Origin of the sequence: Arthrobacter humicola (assembly GCF_039531445.1) — a bacterium.
In the GTDB taxonomy this organism is placed as follows: domain Bacteria; phylum Actinomycetota; class Actinomycetes; order Actinomycetales; family Micrococcaceae; genus Arthrobacter; species Arthrobacter humicola.
Window position 1 is genome coordinate 66497 of sequence record NZ_BAAAQB010000019.1, and the last position, 25238, is coordinate 91734.

23 protein-coding genes and 1 tRNA gene are annotated in these 25238 nt (G+C 66.3%); 18 read left to right on the forward strand and 6 right to left on the reverse strand.

The window, feature by feature from the left end; translation table 11 throughout:
- Nucleotides 1-10: 10 nt before the first annotated feature.
- Genes ABD243_RS06755 through ABD243_RS06780 form a run of 6 tightly spaced genes read left to right on the forward strand, consistent with a single transcriptional unit; the run spans nt 11 to nt 3156 of the window.
- Complete coding sequence (locus tag ABD243_RS06755) at nt 11-193, forward strand: hypothetical protein (protein ID WP_344363582.1); 183 nt, start codon at nt 11-13, stop codon at nt 191-193.
- The gene (locus ABD243_RS06760; protein ID WP_344363584.1) at nt 184-348 is read left to right on the forward strand and encodes a hypothetical protein; all 165 of its coding nucleotides are present in this window, start codon (nt 184-186) and stop codon (nt 346-348) included. The genes ABD243_RS06755 and ABD243_RS06760 overlap by 10 nt, the downstream gene beginning before the upstream one ends.
- Nucleotides 341-892 carry a universal stress protein gene (locus tag ABD243_RS06765; RefSeq protein WP_116766953.1) on the forward strand — a complete coding sequence of 184 codons (552 nt, stop codon included), beginning with the start codon at nt 341-343 and terminating at the stop codon, nt 890-892. Before ABD243_RS06760 ends, ABD243_RS06765 begins: the two co-directional genes overlap by 8 nt.
- The gene (locus tag ABD243_RS06770) at nt 892-1464 is read left to right on the forward strand and encodes a fluoride efflux transporter FluC (RefSeq protein WP_344363587.1); all 573 of its coding nucleotides are present in this window, start codon (nt 892-894) and stop codon (nt 1462-1464) included. The genes ABD243_RS06765 and ABD243_RS06770 overlap by 1 nt, the downstream gene beginning before the upstream one ends.
- A 5-nt stretch (nt 1465-1469) precedes the next feature.
- Nucleotides 1470-1838, forward strand: coding sequence for a fluoride efflux transporter CrcB (gene crcB / locus ABD243_RS06775; RefSeq protein ID WP_425547146.1), 369 nt, complete (start codon nt 1470-1472; stop codon nt 1836-1838).
- Nucleotides 1839-1896: 58 nt separating this feature from the next.
- On the forward strand, nt 1897-3156 hold the full coding sequence (locus ABD243_RS06780; protein ID WP_344363592.1) for an MFS transporter: 1260 nt from the start codon (nt 1897-1899) through the stop codon (nt 3154-3156).
- Between the two features lie 81 nt (nt 3157-3237).
- Here the strand turns inward: ABD243_RS06780 and ABD243_RS06785 are convergent, their stop codons facing one another.
- From ABD243_RS06785 to ABD243_RS06795, 3 genes are all read right to left on the reverse strand, one after another.
- A complete protein-coding gene (locus ABD243_RS06785; RefSeq protein ID WP_344363594.1) occupies nt 3238-3648 on the reverse strand; it encodes an NUDIX hydrolase in 411 nt (136 codons plus the stop codon).
- Nucleotides 3645-4175, reverse strand: coding sequence for a DUF6314 family protein (locus ABD243_RS06790; protein WP_344363598.1), 531 nt, complete (start codon nt 4173-4175; stop codon nt 3645-3647). Before ABD243_RS06790 ends, ABD243_RS06785 begins: the two co-directional genes overlap by 4 nt.
- Before the next feature lies 1 nt (nt 4176).
- Nucleotides 4177-4249 (reverse strand) — tRNA-Arg (locus ABD243_RS06795).
- An 83-nt stretch (nt 4250-4332) separates the two neighbouring features.
- Between ABD243_RS06795 and ABD243_RS06800 the strand changes: the two genes are divergently transcribed.
- The gene (locus tag ABD243_RS06800) at nt 4333-5154 is read left to right on the forward strand and encodes a hypothetical protein (RefSeq protein ID WP_344363600.1); all 822 of its coding nucleotides are present in this window, start codon (nt 4333-4335) and stop codon (nt 5152-5154) included.
- 74 nt (nt 5155-5228) lie between these two features.
- On the opposite strand, the gene ABD243_RS06805 is transcribed toward ABD243_RS06800, so the two are convergent.
- A complete protein-coding gene (locus ABD243_RS06805; RefSeq protein ID WP_344363603.1) occupies nt 5229-6833 on the reverse strand; it encodes a chitinase in 1605 nt (534 codons plus the stop codon).
- Between the two features lie 207 nt (nt 6834-7040).
- Between ABD243_RS06805 and ABD243_RS06810 the strand changes: the two genes are divergently transcribed.
- From ABD243_RS06810 to ABD243_RS06820, 3 genes are read left to right on the forward strand one after another with little or no spacing between them, the layout of a single operon-like run.
- Nucleotides 7041-9386 (forward strand): glycosyltransferase family 2 protein, encoded by a 2346-nt coding sequence (locus tag ABD243_RS06810; RefSeq protein WP_425547142.1) that lies wholly within the window; start codon nt 7041-7043, stop codon nt 9384-9386.
- The gene (locus ABD243_RS06815) at nt 9383-10078 is read left to right on the forward strand and encodes a DUF7793 family protein (RefSeq protein WP_344363605.1); all 696 of its coding nucleotides are present in this window, start codon (nt 9383-9385) and stop codon (nt 10076-10078) included. The genes ABD243_RS06810 and ABD243_RS06815 overlap by 4 nt, the downstream gene beginning before the upstream one ends.
- Nucleotides 10068-11591, forward strand: coding sequence for a putative bifunctional diguanylate cyclase/phosphodiesterase (locus ABD243_RS06820; RefSeq protein ID WP_344363607.1), 1524 nt, complete (start codon nt 10068-10070; stop codon nt 11589-11591). The genes ABD243_RS06815 and ABD243_RS06820 overlap by 11 nt, the downstream gene beginning before the upstream one ends.
- 107 nt (nt 11592-11698) lie before the next feature.
- Here the strand turns inward: ABD243_RS06820 and ABD243_RS06825 are convergent, their stop codons facing one another.
- Entirely contained in the window at nt 11699-11848 is a 150-nt protein-coding gene (locus ABD243_RS06825) for a hypothetical protein (protein ID WP_161958223.1), read from the reverse strand.
- Between the two features lie 210 nt (nt 11849-12058).
- Between ABD243_RS06825 and ABD243_RS06830 the strand changes: the two genes are divergently transcribed.
- Nucleotides 12059-13081 (forward strand): hypothetical protein, encoded by a 1023-nt coding sequence (locus ABD243_RS06830; protein WP_344363612.1) that lies wholly within the window; start codon nt 12059-12061, stop codon nt 13079-13081.
- A gap of 393 nt (nt 13082-13474) precedes the next feature.
- On the opposite strand, the gene ABD243_RS06835 is transcribed toward ABD243_RS06830, so the two are convergent.
- On the reverse strand, nt 13475-14125 hold the full coding sequence (locus ABD243_RS06835; protein ID WP_116766943.1) for a hypothetical protein: 651 nt from the start codon (nt 14123-14125) through the stop codon (nt 13475-13477).
- 77 nt (nt 14126-14202) lie between these two features.
- On the opposite strand from ABD243_RS06835, the gene ABD243_RS06840 reads away from it, so the two are divergent.
- The 7 genes from ABD243_RS06840 (at nt 14203) to sucD (ending at nt 25095) form a co-directional block, all read left to right on the forward strand.
- The gene (locus ABD243_RS06840; protein ID WP_344363615.1) at nt 14203-15060 is read left to right on the forward strand and encodes an inositol monophosphatase family protein; all 858 of its coding nucleotides are present in this window, start codon (nt 14203-14205) and stop codon (nt 15058-15060) included.
- Between the two features lie 203 nt (nt 15061-15263).
- Nucleotides 15264-16616: an SWIM zinc finger family protein gene (locus tag ABD243_RS06845; RefSeq protein WP_344363617.1), complete on the forward strand. Its 1353-nt coding sequence runs from the start codon at nt 15264-15266 to the stop codon at nt 16614-16616.
- Nucleotides 16613-18844: a hypothetical protein gene (locus ABD243_RS06850; RefSeq protein WP_344363619.1), complete on the forward strand. Its 2232-nt coding sequence runs from the start codon at nt 16613-16615 to the stop codon at nt 18842-18844. Before ABD243_RS06845 ends, ABD243_RS06850 begins: the two co-directional genes overlap by 4 nt.
- A gap of 20 nt (nt 18845-18864) precedes the next feature.
- On the forward strand, nt 18865-19299 hold the full coding sequence (locus ABD243_RS06855) for a hypothetical protein (protein ID WP_344363621.1): 435 nt from the start codon (nt 18865-18867) through the stop codon (nt 19297-19299).
- 732 nt (nt 19300-20031) lie between these two features.
- Nucleotides 20032-22566, forward strand: a complete 2535-nt coding sequence (gene pcrA, locus ABD243_RS06860) for a DNA helicase PcrA (RefSeq protein WP_344363623.1) — start codon at nt 20032-20034, stop codon at nt 22564-22566.
- 444 nt (nt 22567-23010) lie between these two features.
- Nucleotides 23011-24180: an ADP-forming succinate--CoA ligase subunit beta gene (gene sucC / locus ABD243_RS06865; protein ID WP_018776032.1), complete on the forward strand. Its 1170-nt coding sequence runs from the start codon at nt 23011-23013 to the stop codon at nt 24178-24180.
- A 12-nt stretch (nt 24181-24192) separates the two neighbouring features.
- Complete coding sequence (sucD, locus tag ABD243_RS06870) at nt 24193-25095, forward strand: succinate--CoA ligase subunit alpha (protein ID WP_018776033.1); 903 nt, start codon at nt 24193-24195, stop codon at nt 25093-25095.
- Nucleotides 25096-25238: the final 143 nt, after the last annotated feature.

Below are 25238 nucleotides of genomic sequence, written 5' to 3' on the forward strand. Positions count from 1 at the left end.
TAGGTGAGCCGTGCCCGCACCCCGCAACCTCGTCCTGATGCGTCACGGCCAGGGCGTCCCGAACGGTCGGGCCCGGGAGGGCATCCGGACCGCGTCCGCGACCGCCGTGCTGATCAGACCGAACCGGGCGGCCACCGGGAGCGAAACCTTCGATGCCCTCGCTGCCGCCGTCGGGGAGGCTTCGTGCAGCTGAAATTCGGGTCGCCGGCCCGCCGTGAACGTGTGGCCAAATACAATCGGCTTCTGGAAATCACCGACGAGGACCCGTCCCTGCCGTACGGTCCGACCGGGACCTACCTCAACGATCCCAACGAGCCGACCCCATGTATCAGGAGCGCCCATGAATGAGCCCGACAACGAGACCCGGGCCGCCACCGGACCCGTCGCCTACGTCCCGCGGAAGATCACAGGACCGGTGCTGATGGGTGTGGTGCCGGGCCAGCCCCTCGCGGTCGCGCACCGGGCCGCGGAACTGGCCTTCAGCCTGAACGTCGAGCTGATCTGCGCCTACGTGGATGTCACCACCTACCTCGCCGAAGAACCCGACGGGCGGGTCGAAGCCCGGCCGATTGATCCGGACGGCGTCGACGACGACATCGAAGGCATCAGCGCTGGCATCGCCGAACACCTCCGGGAGGCCCTGGGCGGGACCGGGATCCGGTGGTCCTTCCTGACCCTCGCCGGGGAACCGGCACGGGCCCTGGGGCGGCTCGCCGAGGCCAGGGACGCGTCCATCATCGTCGTGGGCACCCGCGAACGCGGCTTTGGGGCCCGGTTCGAGGAGTTGCTGGTCGGTTCCGTGGCTGTCCATCTCACCCACCGTCAACACCGGCCCGTGCTGGTGGTCCCGCTTGCTCCCCAGCCCCGGCACCATCCGAAGGAAGGCCGCTGATGGAACCGCCCGCCCCCGAGGCCGCGGCAGCAGCCGGCTCTTCCGGAAGGACCGACGCCGCAGACGCGGGGACGCTGGGTGCGGCACGCGCCCACCGCCCTGTGCACCTGCACCCGGGGTTCGTGCTGGTGGTCATCGCCGGGGGTGTGTTTGGAGCCTTGGCCCGTTTCGGGCTCAGCAGCGTCCTGCCGTCCCCGTCCGGCTGGCCGCTGCCCACCCTGATCATCAACCTGACCGGCGCGTTCCTGCTCGGCGGCCTTTTGGAGGCCCTGGTCCGCCGCGGTCCGGACGCCGGGAAGCTGCGGATCATCCGGCTGCTTGCCGGTACCGGTTTCATGGGCGCGTTCACCACCTACAGCACCCTGGCCCTGGAAACGAATGCCCTGCTTGGCGCAGGACGCACCGCCGATGCTGTGCTCTACGTGACAGCGACGCTGATCGGCGGCGCCGCGGCAACAGCGGCCGGGATCCGTGCCGCCGTCGGACACCACCGCAGGAAGGCCGCCCGGCACCGGGACGCGGACCTGCACACCGGCCGGCAACGGTCCAACAAGCCAGGGAGGAACCGGTGAACGCCCTGACCATTGTCTTGCTCGGACTCGCCGGCGGACTCGGCGCCGGGACCCGCTTCGTGGTGGACGGGCTGGTTAGATCCAGACTCCGGACAGCCCTGCCTGTTGGCACCGTCGCCATCAACGTCACCGGCTCCTTCCTCCTGGGGCTGGTCGCCGGCGCCGTGATCGTCCACGCGGCACCGCCCGAGCTGCAGGCCATCGCCGGCACCGGATTCCTGGGCGGCTACACCACCTTCAGCACGGCCAGCTTCGAGACCGTCAGGCTCATCCAGGCCGGCCGCACCGGCCTGGCCCTTCTGAACGGCATTGGCACCGCCGCCGCCGCGGTTGGTGCCGCGGCAGCCGGTCTGGCCGTGGCCAGCCTGTTATGAGGCCGGACACCAGCCCGACCGTAGCCGGGAACCACCGCGAGGAGCACCGTTGCCGGACATGAGCCATCAGCCCCTCGAGGCAGCCCGGGCCGGGAAGACCGGGCCGAACAGGCTCGGACCCATGGGGTTCGTGCTGACGTTCGGCGTGGTGAGCATGCTCGCCGACGTCGTCTACGAAGGCGCCCGATCCATCACCGGCCCGTTCCTGGCCACCCTCGGCGCCAGCGCGGTCATGGTCGGCTTCATCACCGGATTCGGGGAAGCCGTGGCCACGGTCCTGCGCCTTGGCACCGGCCCCCTGGCCGACAAGACCCGCAAGTACTGGCCGCTGACTATCGCCGGCTACGCCCTGACCGTGATCGCCGTCCCGCTCCTTGCTCTCGCCGGCTCCCTGTGGCAGGCAGCCGCGCTGGTCATCATGGAGCGGTTCGGCAAAGCCGTCCGCACGCCCGCAAGGGACACCATGCTCTCCCACGCCGGGGCGGACATGGGCCGGGGAAAGGCCTTCGCTATCCACGAAGCCCTCGACCAGTCCGGCGCCCTGCTGGGCCCGTTGCTCGTCGGACTGATGATCGCCGTCTCCGGCTACCGGCTGGGATTCGGCGTTCTGGCCGTCCCCGGCGCGCTCGCTCTCATCGCCGTGCTGCTGCTCCGCCGGGCCGCCCCGGAGCCAGGACGATATGACACCCATGCCATCAACGAACCCGTGGCGGCCACCGGCCTGGCACCGGCACGTGTCCCGTTGCCAGCCCGCTTCTGGTGGTACAGCGCCTTCACGGCCATATCGATGTTCGGGTTCTCCACCTTCGGTGTCATTTCGTACCACCTCGAAGTCCAAAAAGTTTTGCCCTCGGCGCTGATACCGGTCACCTACGCCGTCTCCATGGGCGCAGCGGCGCTGGCCGCACTGGCCTCCGGGGCGCTCTATGACCGGATCGGGCTGGGCGGGCTGCTCATCGCCCTACCGCTTACCGCCGCCGTCCCCTTCCTGTCCTTCACGGCCACCCCGGCCCTCGTCTGGGCCGGGGCCGTGGTCTGGGGAGCGGCCTTGGGAATCCACGAATCCACCCTCCGGGCCGCGGTCGCGGACCTGGTCCCGACTGCGCGACGCGGGACCGGATACGGCATCTTCACCGCCATCTACGGCCTCGCCTGGCTCGCCGGGTCAACCATCATCGGCGCCCTCTACACGGCGTCGTACACCGGACTCATCACCTTCACCATCGGTACCCAAGTTGTCGCGCTCATCGCCTTCATCCCCCTGTTGGGCAGCAAAGCCGGCAAGGCGAGCGAACCGGCCGAACCCGGTAAGAGCTGAGCCAACCCGAACACGGCGAAGGGGGCCGTGGATCGTGACGAATCAGGTGTGATGATCCCGGGCCCTCAGGCGCTGGCGGGCCTATCCCGCGGACGGTTTGGCCGACAGCGCCGGCAGCACATGGTCCGTCAGCAGCGGGGCGAGGTCGCCGGGCAGTTCGCCTGCCAGATCCAGCCAGCGGATCTCGGCAATTTCCGCCGACGGCCGGGCGCTCCACACTCCCGGAGCCGTGAAGACGGTGGCCTCGATCTGCGTGGCCGCCTCGTTGGCGGCGTCCGCGAGCCAGCAGCCCAGCAGGTCCAGCCGGTCCGCGGCCAGGACAATCCCGACTTCTTCCCGGAGCTCGCGCACCGCCGCCTCCGCGGCGCTTTCGCCGGCCTCGGGTTTGCCGCCGGGGTGCATGAACTTGTCCGTGCCCCTTTTCCGGACGGTCAGGAGGCGTCCGGCGTCATCGAAGACGCAGACGGCGGAGACGACGATGCGGGGGTTCACTCTGAAAGCCTAGCGTCCGGCGCTGGATCGAGTTTCGTGTCCACTGCGGCGTCCAGCCGGCGCAGGACCGACTCCAGCAGCTGGTCCTTGGCCGGCCCGGTGACGTCCCAGCGGTAGCCGCATTCGTCGGGCCCGGCCACGGTGTAGGTCACGCGGTACGTGTCAGGGTCGCACCAGTGCACGTCCCGGTTGGCCTGCCCCGCAAAGCCCATGCGGTGAAAGGGACGGCCGTCCGGGAAATACACGTCCAGAACAGCCGGCGTGTCCGCCGGCCGCAGCAGATATTCCCGGCTCGCCAGCGCGGTGAACGGCGTGCCGTCAAAGGAGGCCCAGCGGACGGTGCCTTCTTCGCGCCAGTGCAGGCCGCCGTCGTCGTCGGTAAAACGGACGACGCCGGTGAAGGTACCGCGGGTTCCGGTCTTGCGGTCCAGCAGCGCGCGGTCGACGGACCAGGAGCCGCGCAGGTAGGCGCGGAGGTCAAAATCCGGAGCCGAAGCCGGGGTTTCTTCCGGGGCAGGAAAGTTCAAGTGCCCTCGATTGGAATCGAACCAACGACACCGGCTTTAGGAGAGCCGTGCTCTATCCACTGAGCTACGAGGGCGGGCATCCGCGGCCGGCCACTGGCCGGCCCAGTCGGACACGGATACAAGCATACAAGGTGAGCGGGGGTACTACGCTCGTGGCATGACCGCAGGAACCACCGAACTTTCCGCCGGAGCCATCTACTACCCGGATGTGGCCGCCACCCGGTTCTACGTCGGAGCCCTGGCGAAGCTGAGCGTGCTGCAGTATTTCGTGGCGGAGTCTGCCGTGATCGGCGCCTGGGCCGGAGCGGACCCCTACAGCCGCCGCACCGGCTACATCAGCGACCTCGGCGCCTCGGCCTGCGGGGACTTTTCCGGCCGGGACGTCTGCTCGCCGGCGCACGTGCTGATGAACGCGTCCTTTGTGGTCCAGGGTCTTGGCATGATTGTCGGCGCGCTCCTGCTCGGTTCGGCACTCCTGTGCCTTGCCGCGCGGCCCGGTGTTCCGCTCACGCGGGGCGCCGGCCGGCCGGCCCAGGCGCGTGGGAATACAGGCCGAGCGCAGAACCCGGCGCGCTGGAGCGCGGGCGTGGCCGCCGCGGCTGCGGCACGGCTGTTGACCGGCACCGCCGGCGTGGGCACCGTCATTGTGGGGTTCGTACCCGAAAACACCGGATCCCACTGGCACGTGGCCGGTGCCCTCATGTACTTCGCGGCCGGCGCCCTGGCCCTCCTGGTGATCGGCTGGCTGTGGCTCAGGCAGACCCCGCTGGGGTGGCTCATCCTGGGCTGCGGCGCGGTGTCCCTTGCGGCGCTCGTTGCCGGCGGCGTGACGGGCATGCATGTGCCGGAACCTGGCACGCTGGAGCGGCTCATGGGCTACCCCATTACGGTGGGCGTCGCGGCGGCCGGCCTCGTCATCGCCCAGCGGGTCCAGCATGAGCGCACGCTGCGCAAGCGCGCCCGGGCCCGGACCCGCTGACGCTTGACGCTTGACGCTTGACGCTTGACGCTGACGCGGGCCGGGCCGGGCCCGGACCCGCTGAACCGGACCTTCTAGGGCGCCGGAGCGGACGCCGTCGTGCTCGGAGCCGGAGAAGCAGGCGTCGCCGACTTGGCGGCCATGATTTTCAGCAGTTCTTCATCGCGCAGTTTGGACCACGGCGAGTCTGGTGATCCCTGCAGCGAAGCTTCGGGGCTGTCGGTCTGGGTCCACCACTTTGCCTCAAAGACCCTGCCCTCGAAGAGCACCCGGTCGCCCTTGCGGTAGACCGTGCTGGGCTGCCACGCCGGTGCCGTGCCGGCCGGCGCCGTGAGCTGGGGCGTGGGCTTGTCTCCGGCCAGGACCGGACCGATGATGCGCCACGGGGTCGCTGTGCCCTGGAGTACGGGATCGTCCGGGGTGTCGGCGCGCGTCCACCACTTGGCCTCGTACACGTTGGAATGCCACACGATCCGCTCGCCCGCGTTGTACGCGGCGTTCTCAGACCACACGGGGTACGGGCTGGTGGAGGGGTTATCGCTGACGGCAGGGACCGGCGTCGGCGGAGCGGCGCTGGCCGGCGCGGCCGACGGGCTCGCCATCACCCCGGCGCCGAGGATCGTGGCGAACGATGAGCCGCCCTGGTCCACCCCGCTGCAGCCATCGGAGACCTTCGTGACGTCGGGGAAGTTCTGGCTGCAGGTACGGTCTCGGTTCAGGGACCACATCGACAGACGGCCGATGCCCTTTGCACTTGCGTAGGCGCTGAGATCCTGCGCGTCGTTGAGCGTGAAGATTTCGCCGGCGACGTCGTTCTGGCCGATCATCGGCGTCAGGCCGACCTTCCGCCATACCGTTTCACTGCCTAGTTCACTGCCGGCTGCCCGGTACAGGCCCGTCAGCTGGCGGTGGGTGGCTTCCGCGGCGGACACCGCGTTCTCGTACATCGAACGACCCGGCAGCTTGCTCCCGCCGTAGTCCATGGTCATCGCGTTGACCCCGGCGAGGTCGACGCCTGCAGTGATCATGTGCTTCACGGCGTCGCTGCCCGCGGTTGTGAGGCCGTTGGGATCCGCCGGCAGCGTCAGCCACACGCTGAGTGCCTTTCCGTTGCGCTGGCGGTCGTGCTGGAGCGCCGCGATGGCCGTTGCACGCCGTTCAAGGGCCGCGGGGTCGGACAGGGCCTGGCCTTCGACGTCCAGATCGATGCTGCTGACGTTGTAGCGGTCGACGACGCTCCGGTAGGCCGACGTCAGCTTCGCGGAATCGGTGCAGGCGACGGCGAGTTCCTGGTTGGTCAGGCCGCCGAAGGAAACGGCCACGCTCCCGCCGAGTTGCTGAAGCCGTGCCACGCGCCGGTCCAGGTCCAACGTGTTCGCTGCCTCGGCGAGGGAGTAGGCGGCGCCCCACGATGGCGTGCACGGATCCTTGGGATCAGCGACCACGAAGGACAGCACGACTTTTTCGGCTTCCTTGGACGCCGGGGCCTCGAAGGCATACCGCGGCGTTGCCGTGACGTCGACATATCCCGAAAAGACCGACGGGATGCTCTCGGCCGCCCGGACATCCTGGAAATTGCCCCACGCGGCGACGCCGCCGGCGGCGACTGCCGCTACGGCGGTGATGAGTACGCCCAGCCGGACCAGCGACAGCTTGCGGCCTGGGAATCGTTCGGACACAGGGCCCCCCTTGTGTGTCTTGCATGGAGCAGCCGGGCATGCGCCGGCCGCCGGTATCAGCGCGCGCATTTGCCGGAGTGTCTGATGTCCGGCAAGCGTCTGACCTTGCATTATCATAAGGGCACTCACCGGAACATTCCGGTGCGGCGTGCGGGTTTTGCCGTAGGCGCGCGCCAATATGCCGACTTTGCAGTCTTATGGGGACTAATGCCAGATCAGCTTGTCTTGCCGCGCGTAGAAGCCGAAAGCGTGACTTCCGAACAAAAGGGTGCGGTCCGGCGCCGTCAATGGGGGGCTGAGCGGCGTTCCGAGCCGCTCTCAATTGTTCATCCGAGGCCGTCCAGGCGCAAAATAATCATTGGCCGGCTAGGAATTCTCACCACGTTGGCTGCCTGGGTTACCTACCTCATTTCCACCATTCTGAAAGAGCTCGCGGACAACCCGAATGCCGGCTTCAGGTTTCAGTTTGAGACGATTTCCTATCTTGTCGTCGTAACATTCCTGACGTTTTCGGCCCTCATGTATCTTCTGGCCCGGCAAGGGGCGCTATATCGTTTCCGCGATCATTCCAGGGTGCCCCGCGGCGAACTGGACCGCCACTTTGCCGAATACTCCGAGGGCATCACGGTGCTGGTGCCCTCCTATGCCGAAGAACCCCAGGTGGTGCGCGCCACGCTGTGGTCCGCCGCCCTGCAGGAGTTCCCGGATCTCAAAGTGGTGCTGCTCCTCGATGACCCGCCGCACCCCGCGGACCCCGGCGATCGCGCCCGGCTGGACACGACCCGCGCGTTGACTGCGGAGATCTCCGCCGCACTCAGCGCCCCGGCCGCCCGCGTCAACACCGCCCTGGCCGAATACCGACGTCGGCAAAAGACGCCCGCGGGCCCCGAGGGGCGCGAACTGGAGTTGCTGGTCTCCGAATACGAGGCAGCCGCCCAATGGCTTGAAGCGATGGCGTCCGCCGAAAAAGTTGAGGACCACGTCGACGAGTTCTTTGTCGACCTCGTCCTCATGGGCCTGGCCCGCGAACTGAGGCTCGTGCTCCTGGGCCTGAACGCCGCGTCAGTGCAGCAGGCATCGCTGCCGCTGTCCCGGATCGAAGAGCTGTACCTCCGGCTGACCTGGATCTTCAACGTCTCCACCGAAACATTCGAACGCAAGAAGTACGCGAGCCTTTCGCATGAGGCCAACAAGGCCATGAACCTCAACGCCTACATTTCGCTCATGGGCCACACCTGGAACAAGGAGACCACCGCCGACGGCGTGGTGCTCCGGAAGGTGGCCGCCGACGTCGCCCCTGACGAGCAGGGCCAGGTCATGGCAGTCCGTGACACCACCTACGTGTTGACGCTCGACGCCGACTCCCTGCTTCTGCGCGACTACTGCCTCCGCCTGGTCTACTTCTTGGAATCGGCCGGCAACGAGCGCGTGGCTGTGACGCAGACGCCCTACTCCTCCTTCCGCGGCGCCCCCACCCGCATCGAGCGGGTTGCGGGAGCCACCACCGACCTCCAGCACATCCTGCACCAGGGCATGAGCTATTACGGTGCGACCTTCTGGGTGGGAGCGAACGCCGTCATCCGCAAGCGCGCCCTCGAGGACATCGTGGAGGTGGAAACCAACGGGGCCTTCGAAATCCGGACCTACATCCAGGACCGCACCGTCATCGAAGACACCGAATCCAGCATCGACCTCGGCCAGCACGGCTGGACCCTGGTGAACTACCCGGAACGGCTCAGCTACAGCGCCACCCCTCCCGACTTCGGCTCCCTCGTGGTCCAGCGCCGCCGCTGGGCCAACGGCGGCTTGCTGATCCTGCCCAAACTGTGGGCCCAGCTCCTCCAGCACCGGTCCGACCGCCGCAAGATCCTGTTCCGGGAGGTGCTGCTCCGGGTGAACTACATGGCCTCCATCGCCTGGGCGAGCTTCGGCCTGGTGTTCCTCCTGGCGTACCCGTATGACAGCCGGCTGCTGAGTCCGATCGTGTTCCTCGCGGCCCTGCCCTACTTCCTGGCCATGGGCAGCGACCTGCGCGACTGCGGGCACCGGTTCAGTGACATTTTCCGGATTTACGGCTTCAACCTCGTCCTGCTGCCGGTGAACCTGGCGGGCGTGCTGAAATCGCTGCAGCAGGCCGTCACCGGCGACAAGATTCCATTCGCCCGCACCCCGAAGGTCAAGGACCGCACCGCGGCCCCGGCCATCTACGTCCTGACGCCGTACGCGATTGTGGCGTTCTCGCTGCTGACCGTGTGGCGGGACGCCCAAGTGGGCAACTGGGGCAACGTGGCATTCGCCTCCCTGAACGCCGTCCTGGCCGCAGGCGCCATCCGCGCCTACATCGGCGTCTTCAATTCCGCCGTGGATGTTTTCCTCGGGATGGTTAACTGGCTTTATGTCAGTCCCCGCCCCAAGAAGGTGAAGGAGAGCCCCGTGATTGCCAAAACAGCCGAGGAAGTCGACTGGGAAACGATTCTCTATCACGGCGACCGCCGGCTGAACCGGGACCTCCGGGGTTCCGCGGACCGCCGCCGTCGAATTGCGATCCGATGACGCTCGAGGCCCTGGCCGGCCACGGCGAGCGGCTCCCGGACGATGAAACCGGCGCCGCCCAGGGTGCGGCGGTGCCTTCGGAGGTGGCGGTGACGGCCGAAGCGGCGGTGCCTTCGGAGGTGGCGGTGACGGCCGGCTCGCCTGCCGCGGACAGCGAAGCGGCCGCGATGCCGGAGACGCCTGCCACACTGGAGACAGCAGCGGCCCTTACGGCGGCCGCCGCGATGGCGACGGCCGCGACGCTTGCGGCACCCCCGGCGTCGGAAGTGCCGGCGTCGGACGGGCCTTCCGCGGACGCCGGTGCCGCCCGGGACCTGGCCGGGGACGCGGCCCGCGCCATAGGCGTGCGGATGATCGACGGCACCATCATCGAGGTCCTGCTGCCCCCCAACCAGGAAATCGAGGGGCCCGAAGCGCGTATTGCCGGTGACGCCGTCCGTGCCCTCGCCGCGGGCCGGCGGATGCCGGTGCTCCTGGTGATTACCGGCGTCGTTGGTGTCAGCGTCGAGGCCCGGCAGGTCTACACGGGATCCATCGCGGCGACGGCGTTCGCCCTGGTGGGCGAGAGCCCGGTGGACCGGGTCATTGCCCACTACCTCCTGCGGTCCAGGAGCGAAACGATTCCGGCGCAGTTCTTCAGCTCCGAATCCGCGGCCGTCGAATGGCTAAGGCAGTACGTCCGTGACGAGTGAAGCGCCGGACCCCAGGCTGCATGCTCTCGTGGAGGGCATTGTGCGCATCGCCGGCGGCGATCTGAGCACCAGGATCCCGCACTCAGGGGCCCGGGACGACGTCGCCGCCGTCATTGCCGGCATTAACCTGATGGCTGATGACCTGCAGACCATTTATCAGGAGCTGGAGGAGCGCGTCGAAAGCCGCACGGCGATGCTGCGTGACGCCCAGGTCGAGCTCGAACGCATGGCCTTGACCGACCCCCTGACGCAACTTGCCAACCGCACAGCACTAAACGCGGTTCTGAGCCATGCCCTGGCCGAGTCCTCGCGGGGCGAGATGCCGCCGGCGCTCCTGATTCTTGATCTCGATTCGTTCAAGGGCATTAACGACACCCTGGGGCACAGCGCCGGCGACGACGTCCTGCGGGTGATCGCGCGGCGGCTGGAAGGCGCCGTCCGCGAAACTGACACCGTGGCCCGCCTCGGGGGCGATGAATTCGCGGTCATGCTGCCCAAGTCCAATCTGGTCCGCGCCCGCCGGGTGGCGAACAGGATCCTCGCCGCGCTCAACGAGAGCCTCGACGTCGGGGACCTGAGAATTACGTGCGGAACGAGCATCGGCCTGCGGATCGCGGAGCCCGGACAGTCCGTTGATGACCTTGTGATGGAAGCCGACACGGCCATGTACGCCGCCAAGGCCCAGCCGCACAGCAGCATCAAAGTGTTCGAACCGGCCCTGCTGTACGCGCGCCGGCTGCAGAGCGTCATGATTACGGAAATGCGCGAAGCGATCAGGGAAGACCAGCTGACCCTGCACTACCAGCCGGTGGTGGACCTCGCCACCGGCAGGATCGAAGGCGTGGAGGCGCTGGTCCGGTGGAACCACCCCGAACGCGGCCTGCTCATGCCGGACAGCTTCATTCCGCTGGCCGAGGAAACCGGCATGATCGTGGACCTGGGCCACTGGGTGCTGCGCAATTCCGTGCGTCAATTGCGGCAATGGCAGCAGGAACAGCAGGTGGACAGCACCTTCAACGTCCGCGTCAACATCTCCACCACCGAACTGCAGAACCTCGAACTGATCGAACATGTGCGGGACATCCTGCGGGAGACCGGGGTGGATGCGTCAAACCTGATCGTGGAGCTGACCGAGTCCATGGCCGTCAACGGCGGGGATGTGGACCAGTATTCGCTCAACGGCCTCCGGCGACTCGGCGTGCAGCTTGAGATCGATGACTTCGGAACCGGCTATTCCTCCATCAGTTACCTGCGCAAGCTGCCCGTCAACGTCGTCAAGATCGACCGGAGCCTGATCAGCGGCCTGGGCACTGACGAGCAACAGCGGGACTTTGTGGCCGCGGTGCTGCATCTCATTCACGCCTGCGGCCTCAAAGCCCTGGCCGAGGGCATAGAGACGGCGGAACAGGCCGAGATCCTGCGCGAGATGGGTTGCGGCAGCGGCCAAGGCTACTACTTTGGCCGGCCCGCGCCGGCTGCGGATATTGCGGCGTTGATGAGCCGGCGGACGTAGGGGTTTGGGCCCGCTTTCAGGTCATGCTGGTTGATCCTTGAGCTTAAACAGCGACGGCGGGTGCCGGAATTTCTTCCGGCCCCCGCCGCCTGTCACTACAGTCTCCGTTACTTCTGAGTGGAGTTCGGCCACCAGTTGACGGCCTGAACGGATCCCTGACCGGCGTTTTCGGCGGAAGCCGAGATTGCCGAGGTCGCGGAGAGACCTGCGACAGCCAGCGCACCGGCGACGAGGAGTGTTGCGAGGGATTTCTTCATGAATAGCTCCTGATACGTAAGAGGCTGATGTGACTTATGTGATGCGAGTTCAGTATAGGGGCATTAGACACGCCGTGTTGTAACAATCTCGCTCGCAATTAAGAAGCTGTGTTATCCGCGCGAACCTGGACGAGTCTTGAGCTAAACCTGCGCGCAACTTGCTTGTGCGTGCTGTGCAGATGCGGTCTCGCAGCAACGGATAATGTAGGCATGACTTTGCACTCCGCTTCGCCTTCTTACGCCGCCGCTGAATTGAGGGCGTACGAGCACCGGACTAACCACGCCTTCATCCAAGCGGCGAGCAGCGCCCACGATGCCGCGGAGATAGCTCGCAGCGAGGGAGATATGGATGCCTGGTGGAACATGACGTTTCTCAAGGCCGAGAACCTTCTGGACGCCGAAGAGTTCGAGACCTGCGCGGCCCTGGCATCGGAACTGGTTGATGGCCCCCACGCGACGACGGAACGTCACGCCAAGGCACAAACCTACATATTGGTGGCCAAGGCTTGGCAGGGTGCTGGATTGCTGGAGCAGGCTGCGGACGCCGCCAGGGCCGCCGTAGAACTCGCCTCAGCTGAGGACGTCGAAACCAACGTCAAGGCCCGCCAGGCACTTATCGCTGCGTTGGCGGATAGCGGCAGGCTGGATGACGCCTGGACGGAATGCCTTGGTTTGGCTGACGCGATTTCTGCCGAAGTCGACGACCAACTGATCGGCAAGGTCTACTGGGTCATCGGAAATGTTGCGTTTCTCTGCAGCAAGGTGCCGGAGGGTCTCGAGTATCACGAGCTCGCGGCGGCGACATTTTCCCCGGCAAGGAACCTCGATGTTTGGGCAAAATTCAACAAAGCCTCAGCAGCCATGCGACTCGCGGCAGACATAGCGGATGCGGACACCTTGCGCTGTATCGAAAGGGCGGAACTGGCCACGGACGTCATTGGCGGGAGTGCCAACGACTACCTGCTGATAAAGCTGAACCGGGCCCACTGGAATTTCTTGGCTGGCGAGGCCAAGGCCGCTATCGAGCTGTTGGATCAGATTTGCGCAGAACCGGACAAGCCCTCTCCTCAAATCCTCGGAGAAGCGTGCCTTTTGCTGGGCCGGGCACATTCTGCAATTGGCAACTCAGACGAGGCGAAGGAAAATCTGCTCAGGGCCGCGGACCACTTCACGGCTTCGGGTGCACAACAGCGTGCCGATCAAGCCCGGGAGTACCTTGCAAACGAGGCTTGAGCCCGCTGACTAACTTTCGCCTGCCTCTCAACGCGGATTCTGTTGGCCATGCCGCCCCTTGGCATTGAAGACCGGACATAACGCCATGATGTTCAGCGGTCGCGGCCACCGGGGGACATGTCCCGTCGTGGGCCTCGTGCTGCATCGCGGGACATGCCCCGTGCAGGGACCGAGGAATGGGCATAGGACCACTGGGCCCGCTGCTCGTGGTCATGGCTGGACATGTCCCGTGGGTGCATCCGGGGGCGGAGGACAGGTCCAATGGCGGGAGTCAGGACTGGACATGTCCCGTGGTCGAATCAGGGTACGAAGAACAAGTCCAGCGCCGGGGACCCAGGCTGGACATGTTCTACGGGTGAAGCCGGGTTCGAGGGACAAGTCCCGGGGCAGGGACTAAGGCTGGACATGTCCCGTGGTGGGGGAAGCTGCAGTGGCCTTGCGTCCGAGGAATACGGCCACGCCGCCGGCCACGAGGCTTAGCGCCAGAAGTGCCCAGCCGGCCACGGTGAGCCCGGAGGCCAGGGCCACCTGACCGGCGTCGAGAGTCCCGGCGGACATCATTGCATCGATCACGATGTTGCCCCACAGCCTGACCACGGCAAAGAGCAGCGGCAATGCCCACAGCGCCCAGCGCAGGGATTTTTTGGCCACGTTAGTTCCGATCAGGAGCAGCCAGGTGAATCCGAAGATCAGCGGGAAGAGCATGCCGGCTGTCTTGTGCACATAGCTGAGCTGGCCGCGGGCGTCGGAGTCCATGGCCGCTCGCAGCTGCTCCACGAACCCCTGGTCGAAACCGCCCACCATCGAATCCGGCATCGCCTGGCCGCCCGACAGTTGCGTGAGCTGGTTGAGGGTGAGCAGATGCAGGTACCAGAACAGGAACAGGCTGGCCACGACCCCGGCGATCACAATCAGGTGGGTGTTGTTCTGTGCCTTCTGCGGGGTCCGGTCGGTGGTCGGATTGATCACCGGCGGAAGGTGGTGTTGGGGGACCGCCGCATTGGCGCCGTGCTTCTTGATCCGCTGCGCGGGTGTCTTGGCCATGGCTCCATTATCGCCCGTCCGGCTCGGCCTCCCGCGCCGGCTGTTCACTGCCAGCGGGCGCCGATACTCTGGAACGCGTGACCGAACTAGGAAAACACCGGCTTGGCCGGCACAGCACCGCAGATCTTGACCCGTCGCTGGATGACTACCAACTGGCCGAGGCCCTGGTCCGCGAGGCCGGCACGCTCGCGCTCTTGATGCGGCAGGCAGGGCTCGAGGGCAGGCAGAAGACGTCTGTCTCCGACGTTGTCACGGCCGCAGACCACGCCGCCGAATCCTATGTGCTGGAGCAGCTGCGGCGCTGCCGGCCCGAGGACGGCATCCTGGGCGAGGAGGGCGCCTCCGTGGCGGGCAGCAGCGGCCGGACCTGGGTCATCGACCCCGTCGACGGGACGTACAACTTCCTGCATGGATCCACGTACTGGTGCTCGGCCATCGCTTTGAAGGACCCGTCCGGTGCCGGGCTCGGCGCCATCTTCCAGCCGGAGGAGGACAAGCTCTGGCTTGGCGGGACGTCCCGGGCGGCAACGCTCAACGGCGAGAAGCTCCTCACTTTCCTCCCCGGCGCGTCCGGAGGCAAGGGAAGGTCGGACACACCGGTCTCGGAGCTCGGCGCCGCAACGTACATCCACCCGACGTGGCTCGCCGATCCGATGTGTGCCATGCCCTGGCATGCGGCAGCGACGTCGGCAGCGGCCCTTCGCATGTTCGGATCCGGCTCCTGTGACCTTGGCCGGGTGGCCGACGGCGAACTCGGCTGCTGGTTCCAGCACAGTTGCCCCGAGTGGGACTGGCTGCCGGGCAAGGCGATCGTCGAGGCGGCCGGCGGCGCGACCGACGTCGTGCGAGTCAACGGCCTGGACTGGTTCATCGCGGGAGGCACGACGGCGGTGCAGCAGTTGCGTGCCGCGCTCAGCTCCGGGGGCGTCGGCTAGCTTCCCGCCCGGGCCCCGGAGCCCGGAGCCCGGGGGTCCGCGGGCTAGGGGGTCCCCTCCTCCGTTTCCGGGTCTATCGGAGGGCCAGGGACGCGGCCTATACTTCCGGACATGGGGGACCGATCACCAATTCCGGACGTGCCTGATGTGCTGACCAGACGAGGAACTGATCGGGTGCGGACCCGCCGGCTGCGGGGAGCAGGATGAGCGGTTACCTCGCCGAATCCGTACTCGTTGAAGCTCACGGCGCCAGGCGGCTCCTCCTGGAGTCAGGTCTGGGCGCCACCCCACAAGGACTGGTGGAAAATCCCAGCTTCTTTCACGGGTTTGCGGCAAGGCCGGACGTGGTGTCCAGCGCGCTTCTCGCCGTTGCCGACGTCGCGGCGTCGAGGTACTACGACGCAGGTTTCCGGCTCAGCGATGTCGTAGACCCGGTCATGACTGCAGGAGGAGACCGCCTGCGTTGTGAGTCGTTTTCGGCATGCAATGGGGTCCAGGCGCGGCTGGACCTGCTGGGCAGCGGCCTGGATGGCGGCGAGATCGGCTTCGGAACCACCAACGTGGACATCAACAGCCCGCTTCGCTCTGCGCTCGCCAACGTGCACCGCAACGACCTGCTCCACTTCGACGTCGGCCGGGACCGGCTGGTGGTCTCCACTCCCGAAGAGAGCCACGTGGAGCGGAAGGTGGACCTGCCTGACCGGTGGGTCCGCGGCTTCGCCGAGACACCCGCCATCGCTGCCGGCATGACGCATCTGGCCGCCGTTTCCGGCTCCGGAGTCAGTCAGTTTCTGGCCTCCTTGCCGGCAGCCCAGCCCGGACGCACGGTCTTCCTACTGCCATCGGCCCGGGGATTGCGCGAGGTGGCGGCGGCGAAGCCGTCAACGGTCACGCTGGCAGGTACCGGACGGCTTGCCGCCGCCAGGCGGGTCGCCCGATTCGCCACCCGCCTGGACATCTTCCGTCACGACAACGGGGCCAGCGGCTGGGTGTTCAGGCTCCCCGGTGCCGACTTCACGCTGCTGCTGTCCCCGGCGGCCGGCCGGGGATTCTCGGGGGAAGGCGGGATCCTTGCGGCACTCGCCGCCCCTGGCGTGAAGGAAGCCGGAGCGACTGTCCTGGACTTCCTTGGATGGCAGGCGGTCATTTCGATAGAGGCGCTCCGCGCAAAGACCTGTCTCTCGTCGGAGCGCGTCAGCCAGGGGCTGGCCTGGTTGGGTGCTTCCGGGAAGGTGGGGTTCGACTTGGTGGAAGACGCCTACTTCCACCGGGAACTGCCGCTGGACCCGGGCCGTACCGTCAGGGACCACCCCCGGCTGCAGGCTGCCCGTGGCATTGTTGCCCGGGGCGGGGTATCCCCGTTGGAGGACTGCTGGGATGTCCTGGCCGCAGACGGAAAATACGCCTACCGGGTGACGGTCGGGGACGGACTCTACCAGTGCACCTGTGCTTGGTGGTACGACTTTCGCGGCTCCAGGGGTCCTTGCAAGCATGCGCTCGCCGTTCAGCTTCTGCGGCTCGAGACGGCACCCGGCCACGTACTGGAAAACACATGACGGCGCCGGAGGGCCGCGGCGACCCGCCGCTCGTGCAGGAGGTACGCCGGCTCGCCACAGCCGAAGACTGGATTGCCCTTCGCGAATACATTGCCGCGCCCCCGCCGGACGAACTCGCCGAGGCGAGGACGTGGTTCGCCAAAGGCGGCCGGACCCTGCTGACCCAGGACCTGGACTGGCGACTCCACGGGACCATCAGCCCCATCGACTCGCATTCCCGCTCAATTGTGAGGGAAATGGTCACCGTCGCCGTCAGCGCACCTGCCGATGCCGCCAGATTCCTGCCCTGGCGGGCGATGGGATGGAACCGCAACGTTCAGATCCTGACGCTGCTGGATGTTCTGGTTTCAAAAGGCGACCACTGGTGCCGGCGCTTCGTGGCCGCGGCGATCCGCCGGAACGCAAGAGCCGGGCAGGAGATTGCCACAACCGTCATCCGCTATTGCCTGCCGCTCATTCTGCACTTTGGAGTTGCCACTGCAGATTTCGAGGCCTATCCGCGGCTTTGGGCGTTCTACTATCGGGGGCTCGCGAACGGCCGGCTCCACGAGGACTGGAACGATGAGCTTGCGGCGCACTTTGAGTCCCCCCGTTGGTCCGGACTCGGGTTCCGCATCAATGCCGCCGGAAGCGCGGTGGTCTTTCCGAAAATGCAGAAATCGTTGCTGGAGTTGTGGGATCAGGACCTGACGGCTTCGAAAACTCTGTTGCGTTGCTTTGAGGCGCCTGACGCGCTGGGGCCCCTGGCCAGGGTAGGAACGCCGACGGAGTGGACCGTCGGGGCCGCAATCGGCGGCTACCTCAACCGGGGGACCTTCAGCAGCGAGGAGGTCTTCGACAAGCTCCGCACGGCGCTCGCACGCGACGATGGACTCCCGACCCAGCGAGTGTTGGCCGATGTCCTGAAGTGGTGTCCGCCCAGCCCTGGGGAGGTTGCTGCCAGCATTCCGCTCCTGCTGTCCGTGGTCGCCACAGCCCCCGGATTCCTGTCCTTCCCGGCGCTTGGGCTTCTGCTCCAGGCGCCACTGGACGGCGGTGACCTCCGGGACCTGAGTGTTGCCGTGTTCGGCAGGACGGAGAAGAAGCCCCAGGAGCTTTTGGTTCGGCACCTCGAGTCGCTCCAGGCTGCGCAGGCATACGACGGCGACGTCCTTGCCGCCTGCTGGGAGGCGGCGGCCGGATCCTCCGATCTGTTGGTCCGGACGACAGCGAAGGAGATGACGGGGCGAGGTCTGGACCCAGCCCGGGAAGAGCCGCTTTACGCCACATCGCTCTGGGGGACGGGGGTCCGACAGCCTCCAGAAATTCCCCTGTTCGTGGCTCAAGAGGTCGATTCGAACAAACCGTTACCGCGGTGGTTCGGACCGCGCGAGCATTCCATCGCCGACGAGCAGCATGTTGATCGCTTCCTGCGGACCGTCTACCGCCGCCCCCAAAACGTTCAGGACTGGTATCGCCGGAGCTGGCCGCGGTCGCCGAACACCTGGCGGCACTGGGCGGCCCCGGGCCCGGAGGTTGTCCTGTCGATGTGGGCATCAGGGCAACACAACCTGGCCGCTCACCGGAATCTGATCGGCCTGGTCCGGGCATCCCTGGCCCGCTCCTCCGATACGGACGACCCTTTTGGCTGGTCGAGTCCTTTGGCCGCAGTCCACATATTTCGTCAAAGTGAGCTGGTGGTCCAGGCAGGAACCGTGCCCTACTCCCTGGCCACGCCGAGTTATGACAACTTCCGTGTGGAACTGGGCAGGCTGGTGTCACTGCTCCGGCTTTTGAACGCGAAGGCTGGGCGTATGGTGAAGCCGACCTGTTTCAGGCACTCTTGCGCCTGGGGCCGATGGATGCGCGGCTGGCAGCCGATGTCCCTGAACTGCCCGTCCTGCCATTTGACGGTCCGGACGGGCAGGAGCGGCATGCCGGTCGAATTCTGCGCGAGTGGGTCGGAGGAGGAGGATTCAGGCCCCCTCCGGTGGACGCTCCGCTTACCTTGCCGGTCCCCTTGGAACGGTTTCCGTCGATCCCCCCGGAGCTTCTGTCGCCAGAGGTGTGGAGTGGCAGCGGACGCGGACATCTGGGTACGTGGCTCGCCTCTGAGGCCTCGGCGGTGGTGCCTTTCTGGCCCGACCTGGGCGCCATCTGGTTGGACAGGCGGGTGGTCTACAGCGGGCTCGTCGCACTGGCGGCAGGCGGACCTGCGGGGGCAACGGCCGGAGAACTCGGGCAACTGACTCACGATTGGTTCATTGCCATGCTCACCAGTTCCCGCCCGGACGACAGGAGCAGCACCCTTGAAACGGTGCTGGAAATGGCCGCGAGGCGCCAGTTGTCAGCTGAACACCTGGCCATGGCTGCACGGAAGCGCGTCGAGGCCGGCGACCAATCGCTGGGCCGGCTGTCGAGGGCCATGGCGCTGGTGGCCTATGAGGGTCATCTGGACTGTGTCTGGCCGGTGCTCACCGCCCTTGTGGTGACGTCCTCCAAACAGCAGAGGCTTCCTGCCGGGACCAGTGAACTGCTCGCCACTTGCACGGAATTCTGGGAATCCATTCCTGTTGATCACCGGACAACCGCAACAGCCCAAGACTTCGCAGTGGCCGTCCAGAGGCTGGCCGGCGCCAAGACTGCCACTAAGACGGCTTTGGAAGCGAAGCGGCTCGCGTCGCAGATGGACCTCATGCGTTAAGCCAGCCTGGAGCTTCTCCCGATAAACAGGCCGGCGCCGCCAGCCGGCAAGCTCATTCCCTAGCGAAGTTTTTCAGTGGGACATGCTCATTCTTCGTGGTCAGGACTGGGCATGTGGGGATTGTGCCCATTGGTGGCTGGTTCCGCGGGACATGCTCATTGCACAGTCCGACGTTCAGGGGAAATGCTCTTTCTTGAGCGCAGGCTCCGCGGGACATGCTCACTCCACGGTCCAACCTGCGTGGGACATACTCATTCTTCGTGGTCAGGACTGGGCATGTGGGGATTGTGCCCATTGGTGGCTGGTTCCGCGGGACATGCTCATTGCACAGTCCGACGTTCAGGGGACATGCTCTTTCTTGAGCGCAGGCTCCGCGGGACATGCTCACTCCACGGTCCAACCTGCGTGGGACATGCTCATTCTTCGCGCTCAGGCGTGGGCATATGGGGGTTGTGCCCATTGGTGGCTGGTTCCGCAGGACATGCTCATTCCACGGCCCAACCTCCACGGGACATGCTCATCGCGCAGTCCAATGTTCAGGGACATGCTCATTCTTTAGCGCAGGGTCCACGCGACATGCTCATTCCACGGCTCAACCTGCGCGCGACATGCTCATTCTTCGCGCGCAGGACCGGGCATAAGGGGATTATGTCCACTGGCTGCGGGCGGCGGAGGGCATGTCCCGAGGGGCGGACGCGGCTGTCAGCGCCACCGCCTAGACTTAGATACACCATGGATATGTTGTTTGACCCTTATGCCGACGGACCCTTCCAAGCTGCCTCCAAGGCGGCGGCAGGAACCAAAGAGCCTTCCGGGACCGGCCTTCCGGGGCTGGATTCAGAGGCCGGCTTTGGCCTGGACGGCAACGGCTTCGGCCCGGGCCATGCTCTCGGCAGCGCCCCTGGTAACGCCTGGGACCGTCCGCAGCTTCCGAACGCGAGCGAGCTTCTCGAAGGCCTGAATCCGCAGCAGGAAGAAGCCGTGAAACACGCAGGCAGCGCCCTGCTGATCGTGGCCGGCGCCGGCTCTGGCAAGACCCGGGTGCTCAGTAACCGGATCGCCTACCTGATCGCCACGGGCCGGGCGCACCACGGCGAGATCCTAGCCATCACCTTCACCAACAAGGCCGCCGCAGAGATGCGGGAACGCATCGAGGTCCTGGTCGGCGCCCGGGCGAAGACCATGTGGATCTCCACCTTCCACTCCTCCTGCGTCCGGATCCTGCGCCGCGAGGCGAAGAACGTCGGCCTCAATTCCAACTTCTCCATCTACGACTCCGCGGACTCGCTGCGCCTGATCACGCTCGTCGCCAAGAACCTGGACCTCGACCCCAAGCGCTTCGCCCCCAAGGCCATCCAGCACAAGATTTCCGCGCTGAAGAACGAGCTCATCGACGACGACTCCTACGCCTCCAGCGCCAACTACAACGATCCTTTCGAGCAGGCCGTCGCCGAGGTCTTCAAGGGCTACACCCAGCGCCTCCGCCAGGCCAACGCGATGGACTTCGATGACCTGATCGCCCAGACCGTCTACATGTTCCGGGCCTTCCCGGCGCTCGCCGACTCGTACCGGCGCCGCTTCCGGCATGTCCTCGTGGACGAATACCAGGACACGAACCACGCCCAGTACGCCCTGGTGCGTGAGATCGTCGGCGAGGGACCCGAGGCCTCCGAGCTCACCGTCGTGGGCGACTCCGACCAGTCCATCTACGCCTTCCGCGGCGCTGACATCCGCAACATCGTGGAGTTCGAGAAGGACTACCCGGACGCCCGGACCATCAAGCTGGAGCAGAACTACCGCTCCACCCAGACCATCCTCAGCGCCGCCAACTCGGTCATCTCGCGCAACCCCAACCGGCCGGAGAAACGGCTCTGGACAGCCGAGGGCGACGGCGAAAAGATCGTCGGCTACGTCGGCGAGAACGAGCACGACGAAGCGCAGTTCATCGCCAAGGAAATCGACCGGCTGCAGGACGAGGGCAATCTGCGTCCCGGCGACGTCGCCATTTTCTACCGCACCAACGCCCAGTCCCGCTCGATCGAAGACGTCCTGGTGCGCGTGGGCCTGCCGTACAAGGTGGTTGGCGGCACCCGCTTCTACGAGCGCAAGGAAATCAAGGACGCCCTCGCCTACCTACGGGTTCTGGTCAACCCGGACGACGACGTCAACCTCCGCCGGATCCTCAACGAACCCAAGCGTGGCATCGGCGACCGTGCCGAGGGCGCTGTCGCTGCCCTTGCCGAGCGCGATCGCACCTCCTTCATGACCGCCGCGAGGCGCGCCGACGAAGCCCCGGGCATGGCAACCCGCTCGGTCAACGCCGTGCTGGGCTTCGTGAAACTCCTCGACGACCTCGCCGAGGTGGCCTCCGGCTCGGGTGCCGCCGCCGCCCTGGAAGCGGTGCTCGAGCAGACCGGCTACCTCGCGGCGCTGCGCTCCAGCACGGACCCCCAGGACGAATCGCGGGTGGAGAACCTGGCGGAACTCGTCGCCGTCGTGCGCGAATACGAATGCGACAACCCCGAAGGCTCCCTCGGCGCCTTCCTGGAGCAGGTGTCCCTCGTGGCCGACGCCGATCAGATTCCCGATGCTCCCGGGGCAGATATTGACGCCGCGGTGGCCGAGGCCAAGCGTCTGGGCGTCGTCACGCTCATGACCCTGCACACGGCCAAGGGGCTGGAATTCCCGGTCGTGTTCCTCACCGGTATGGAGCACGGGCTGTTCCCGCACCAGCGCTCCGCCACCGATCCCAAGGAACTGGCCGAGGAACGCCGGCTGGCCTATGTCGGGCTCACCCGCGCCCGGAAGCGCCTCTACCTCACCCGGTCCGAGGTTCGCAGCATGTGGGGCCAGAGCCAGTACAACCCGGCCAGCCAGTTCATCGAGGAGATCCCGGCCGAACTCGTGGAATGGAAGCGGGAAGGCGCCAGCCGCCAGAGCGGCGGCTGGGGGAGCGGCCCCGCGATCGGTTCCAGCCGCTACAGCGGATCATTCTGGGGCGCCGGAACGCCCCGCGGCGCCGGCGCCGGCCCGTCTGCGGGCTTCAACGCCGATGTTCCCGCCGCCGTGGCCAAGAACAGGGTCCAGCCGCAGAAGGAAATCGTCGCCGTCAGCGTGGGGGACAAGGTCAACCACACCAGCTTCGGCAACGGCACCGTCCTTGCCGTGGAGGGCGCCGGGGACAAGACGGTCGCCAAGGTGAAGTTCGACGTCGGGGAGAAGCGGCTGCTGCTGCGCTACGCACCGCTGACCAAGCTGGACGCCTAGGGGAGGTCCCCGGCACCGCCAGCGCACGCGCCAGAAGCCCATTGCGCATGACCGCTCGCCGGCCCCCGCCGAGCACGCATCTGCCGGCCGCCGCGCATCTGCTGGCCGCTGCGCATCAGCCGGCGCCGGCGCCGGCTCCTCCCGCCTACGTTACGAAGGCGCATCTGACACGGCCTTACGGCCGGTCCGCACGCCGTCGGACACCCCAAAAACCGCGTAATCTAGCGGTTTTTCTACGCTCCATAGAATAGTGTCCTTACTCACATAACGGGTACTCTGGAACGGGCTGGTCCGATCGAAGGACTAGAGTTCCCAGAGGAGCATTGCGCCGTGTGGCTCGTTTCCAAGCTTGTCGCAGGGTGCGTTTATTCCGCAGCCCGGTAACCGCGAATACGTGGGGTCCGGCTGTACAGAAACTACTTCGACGTAGAAGGACACTAAACCGTGGACCTGTTTGAATACCAGGCGCGCGATATGTTCGAGGCGCACGGTGTACCCGTGCTTGCTGGCATCGTGGCGCACACCCCTGAAGAAGCAAAGGCAGCTGCCGAGAAAATCGGCGGCGTAACTGTCGTCAAGGCCCAGGTTAAGGCCGGAGGCCGCGGCAAGGCCGGCGGCGTCAAGGTCGCCAAGACCGCTGACGAGGCATTTGAACACTCCACCAACATCCTCGGGATGGACATCAAGGGCCACACCGTCCACCGCGTGATGATCGCCCAGGGTGCTGACATCGCCGAGGAATACTACTTCTCCGTCCTGCTGGACCGAGCCAACCGCAACTACCTGGCCATGTGCTCGGTTGAAGGCGGCATGGAAATCGAGCAGCTCGCCGTTGAGCGCCCCGAAGCCCTGGCCAAGATCTCGATCGACCCGGCCGTGGGCATTGACCAGGCCAAGGCCGACGAAATCGTCGCCGCTGCAGGCTTCGCCGAGGAACTGCGCGGCAAGGTCGCCAGCGTAATTCTGAAGCTCTGGGACGTCTTCAAGAAGGAAGACGCCACCCTCGTGGAGGTCAACCCGCTGGTCCTGACCGGCGCCGGTGACATCGTTGCCCTCGATGGCAAGGTCTCCCTCGACGAGAACGCCGACTTCCGCCACCCCAAGCACGCGCACCTTGAAGACAAGGACGCTGCTGACCCGCTCGAGGCCAAGGCCAAGGCGCAGGACCTCAACTACGTCAAGCTGGACGGCGAAGTCGGCATCATCGGCAACGGCGCCGGTCTCGTGATGTCCACCCTCGACGTCGTTGCCTACGCCGGTGAGAACCACGGCAACGTCAAGCCCGCCAACTTCCTGGACATCGGCGGTGGAGCGTCCGCCGAGGTTATGGCAGCTGGCCTCGACGTCATCCTGGGCGACCCGCAGGTCAAGTCCGTCTTCGTCAACGTCTTCGGCGGCATCACCGCCTGTGACGCCGTTGCCAAGGGCATCGTTGGCGCACTGGCCGAGCTGGGCCACTCCGCGAACAAGCCGCTGGTCGTCCGCCTCGACGGCAACAACGTTGAGGAAGGCCGCCGCATCCTGGCCGAGGCCAACCACCCGCTGGTTACCCTGGCCGCCACCATGGACGAGGGCGCCGACAAGGCCGCCGAGCTCGCCAACGCAGCGAAGTAGAGGGACTCGACTATGTCTATTTATCTGAACAAGGACTCCAAGGTCATCGTCCAGGGCATCACCGGCGGCGAAGGCACCAAGCACACCGCCCTGATGCTCAAGGCCGGCACCAACGTTGTTGGCGGCGTCAACGCCCGCAAGGCCGGCACCACGGTCCTGCACGGCGACACCGAGATCACCGTCTTCGGCACCGTCAAGGAAGCCATGGCCGAGACCGGCGCTGACGTTTCCATCGTCTTCGTGCCGCCGGCCTTCACCAAGGACGCCGTCGTTGAAGCCATCGAGGCCGGCATCGGCCTCGTCGTGGTCATCACCGAAGGCGTTCCGGTCCAGGATTCCGCCGAGTTCTGGGCACTGGCCCAGTCCAAGGTCGACGCCAACGGCAAGCAGGTCACGCGCATCATCGGCCCGAACTGCCCCGGCATCATCACTCCGGGTGAGGCCCTCGTCGGCATCACCCCGGCAAACATCACGGGCAAGGGCCCCATCGGACTCGTCTCCAAGTCAGGCACCCTGACCTACCAGATGATGTACGAACTGCGTGACCTCGGCTTCTCCACCGCCATCGGCATCGGCGGCGACCCGGTCATCGGCACCACCCACATCGATGCCCTCGAGGCCTTCGAAGCTGACCCGGAGACCAAGGCGATCGTGATGATCGGCGAAATCGGTGGCGACGCCGAAGAGCGTGCCGCCGACTACATCAAGGCACACGTCACGAAGCCGGTTGTCGGCTACGTGGCCGGCTTCACCGCCCCGGAAGGCAAGACCATGGGCCACGCGGGCGCCATCGTTTCCGGCTCCGCCGGCACCGCTCAGGCCAAGAAGGAAGCCCTTGAGGCTGCCGGCGTCAAGGTCGGCAAGACGCCGTCCGAGACCGCCAAGCTCCTGCGTGAGGTCTTCGCAACCCTTTAGTTCGAAGCACCTGCACCACGCACCAAAAGCAACGCGGGGTCACTTGCGGCCCGTCCCACTCGCTGGGACGGGCGCGGAGTGGCCCTGCGTTGTTGTTTAAGTACGACGGCGGCAGTGCCACCTTCCCGGCGGAGGTGGCACTG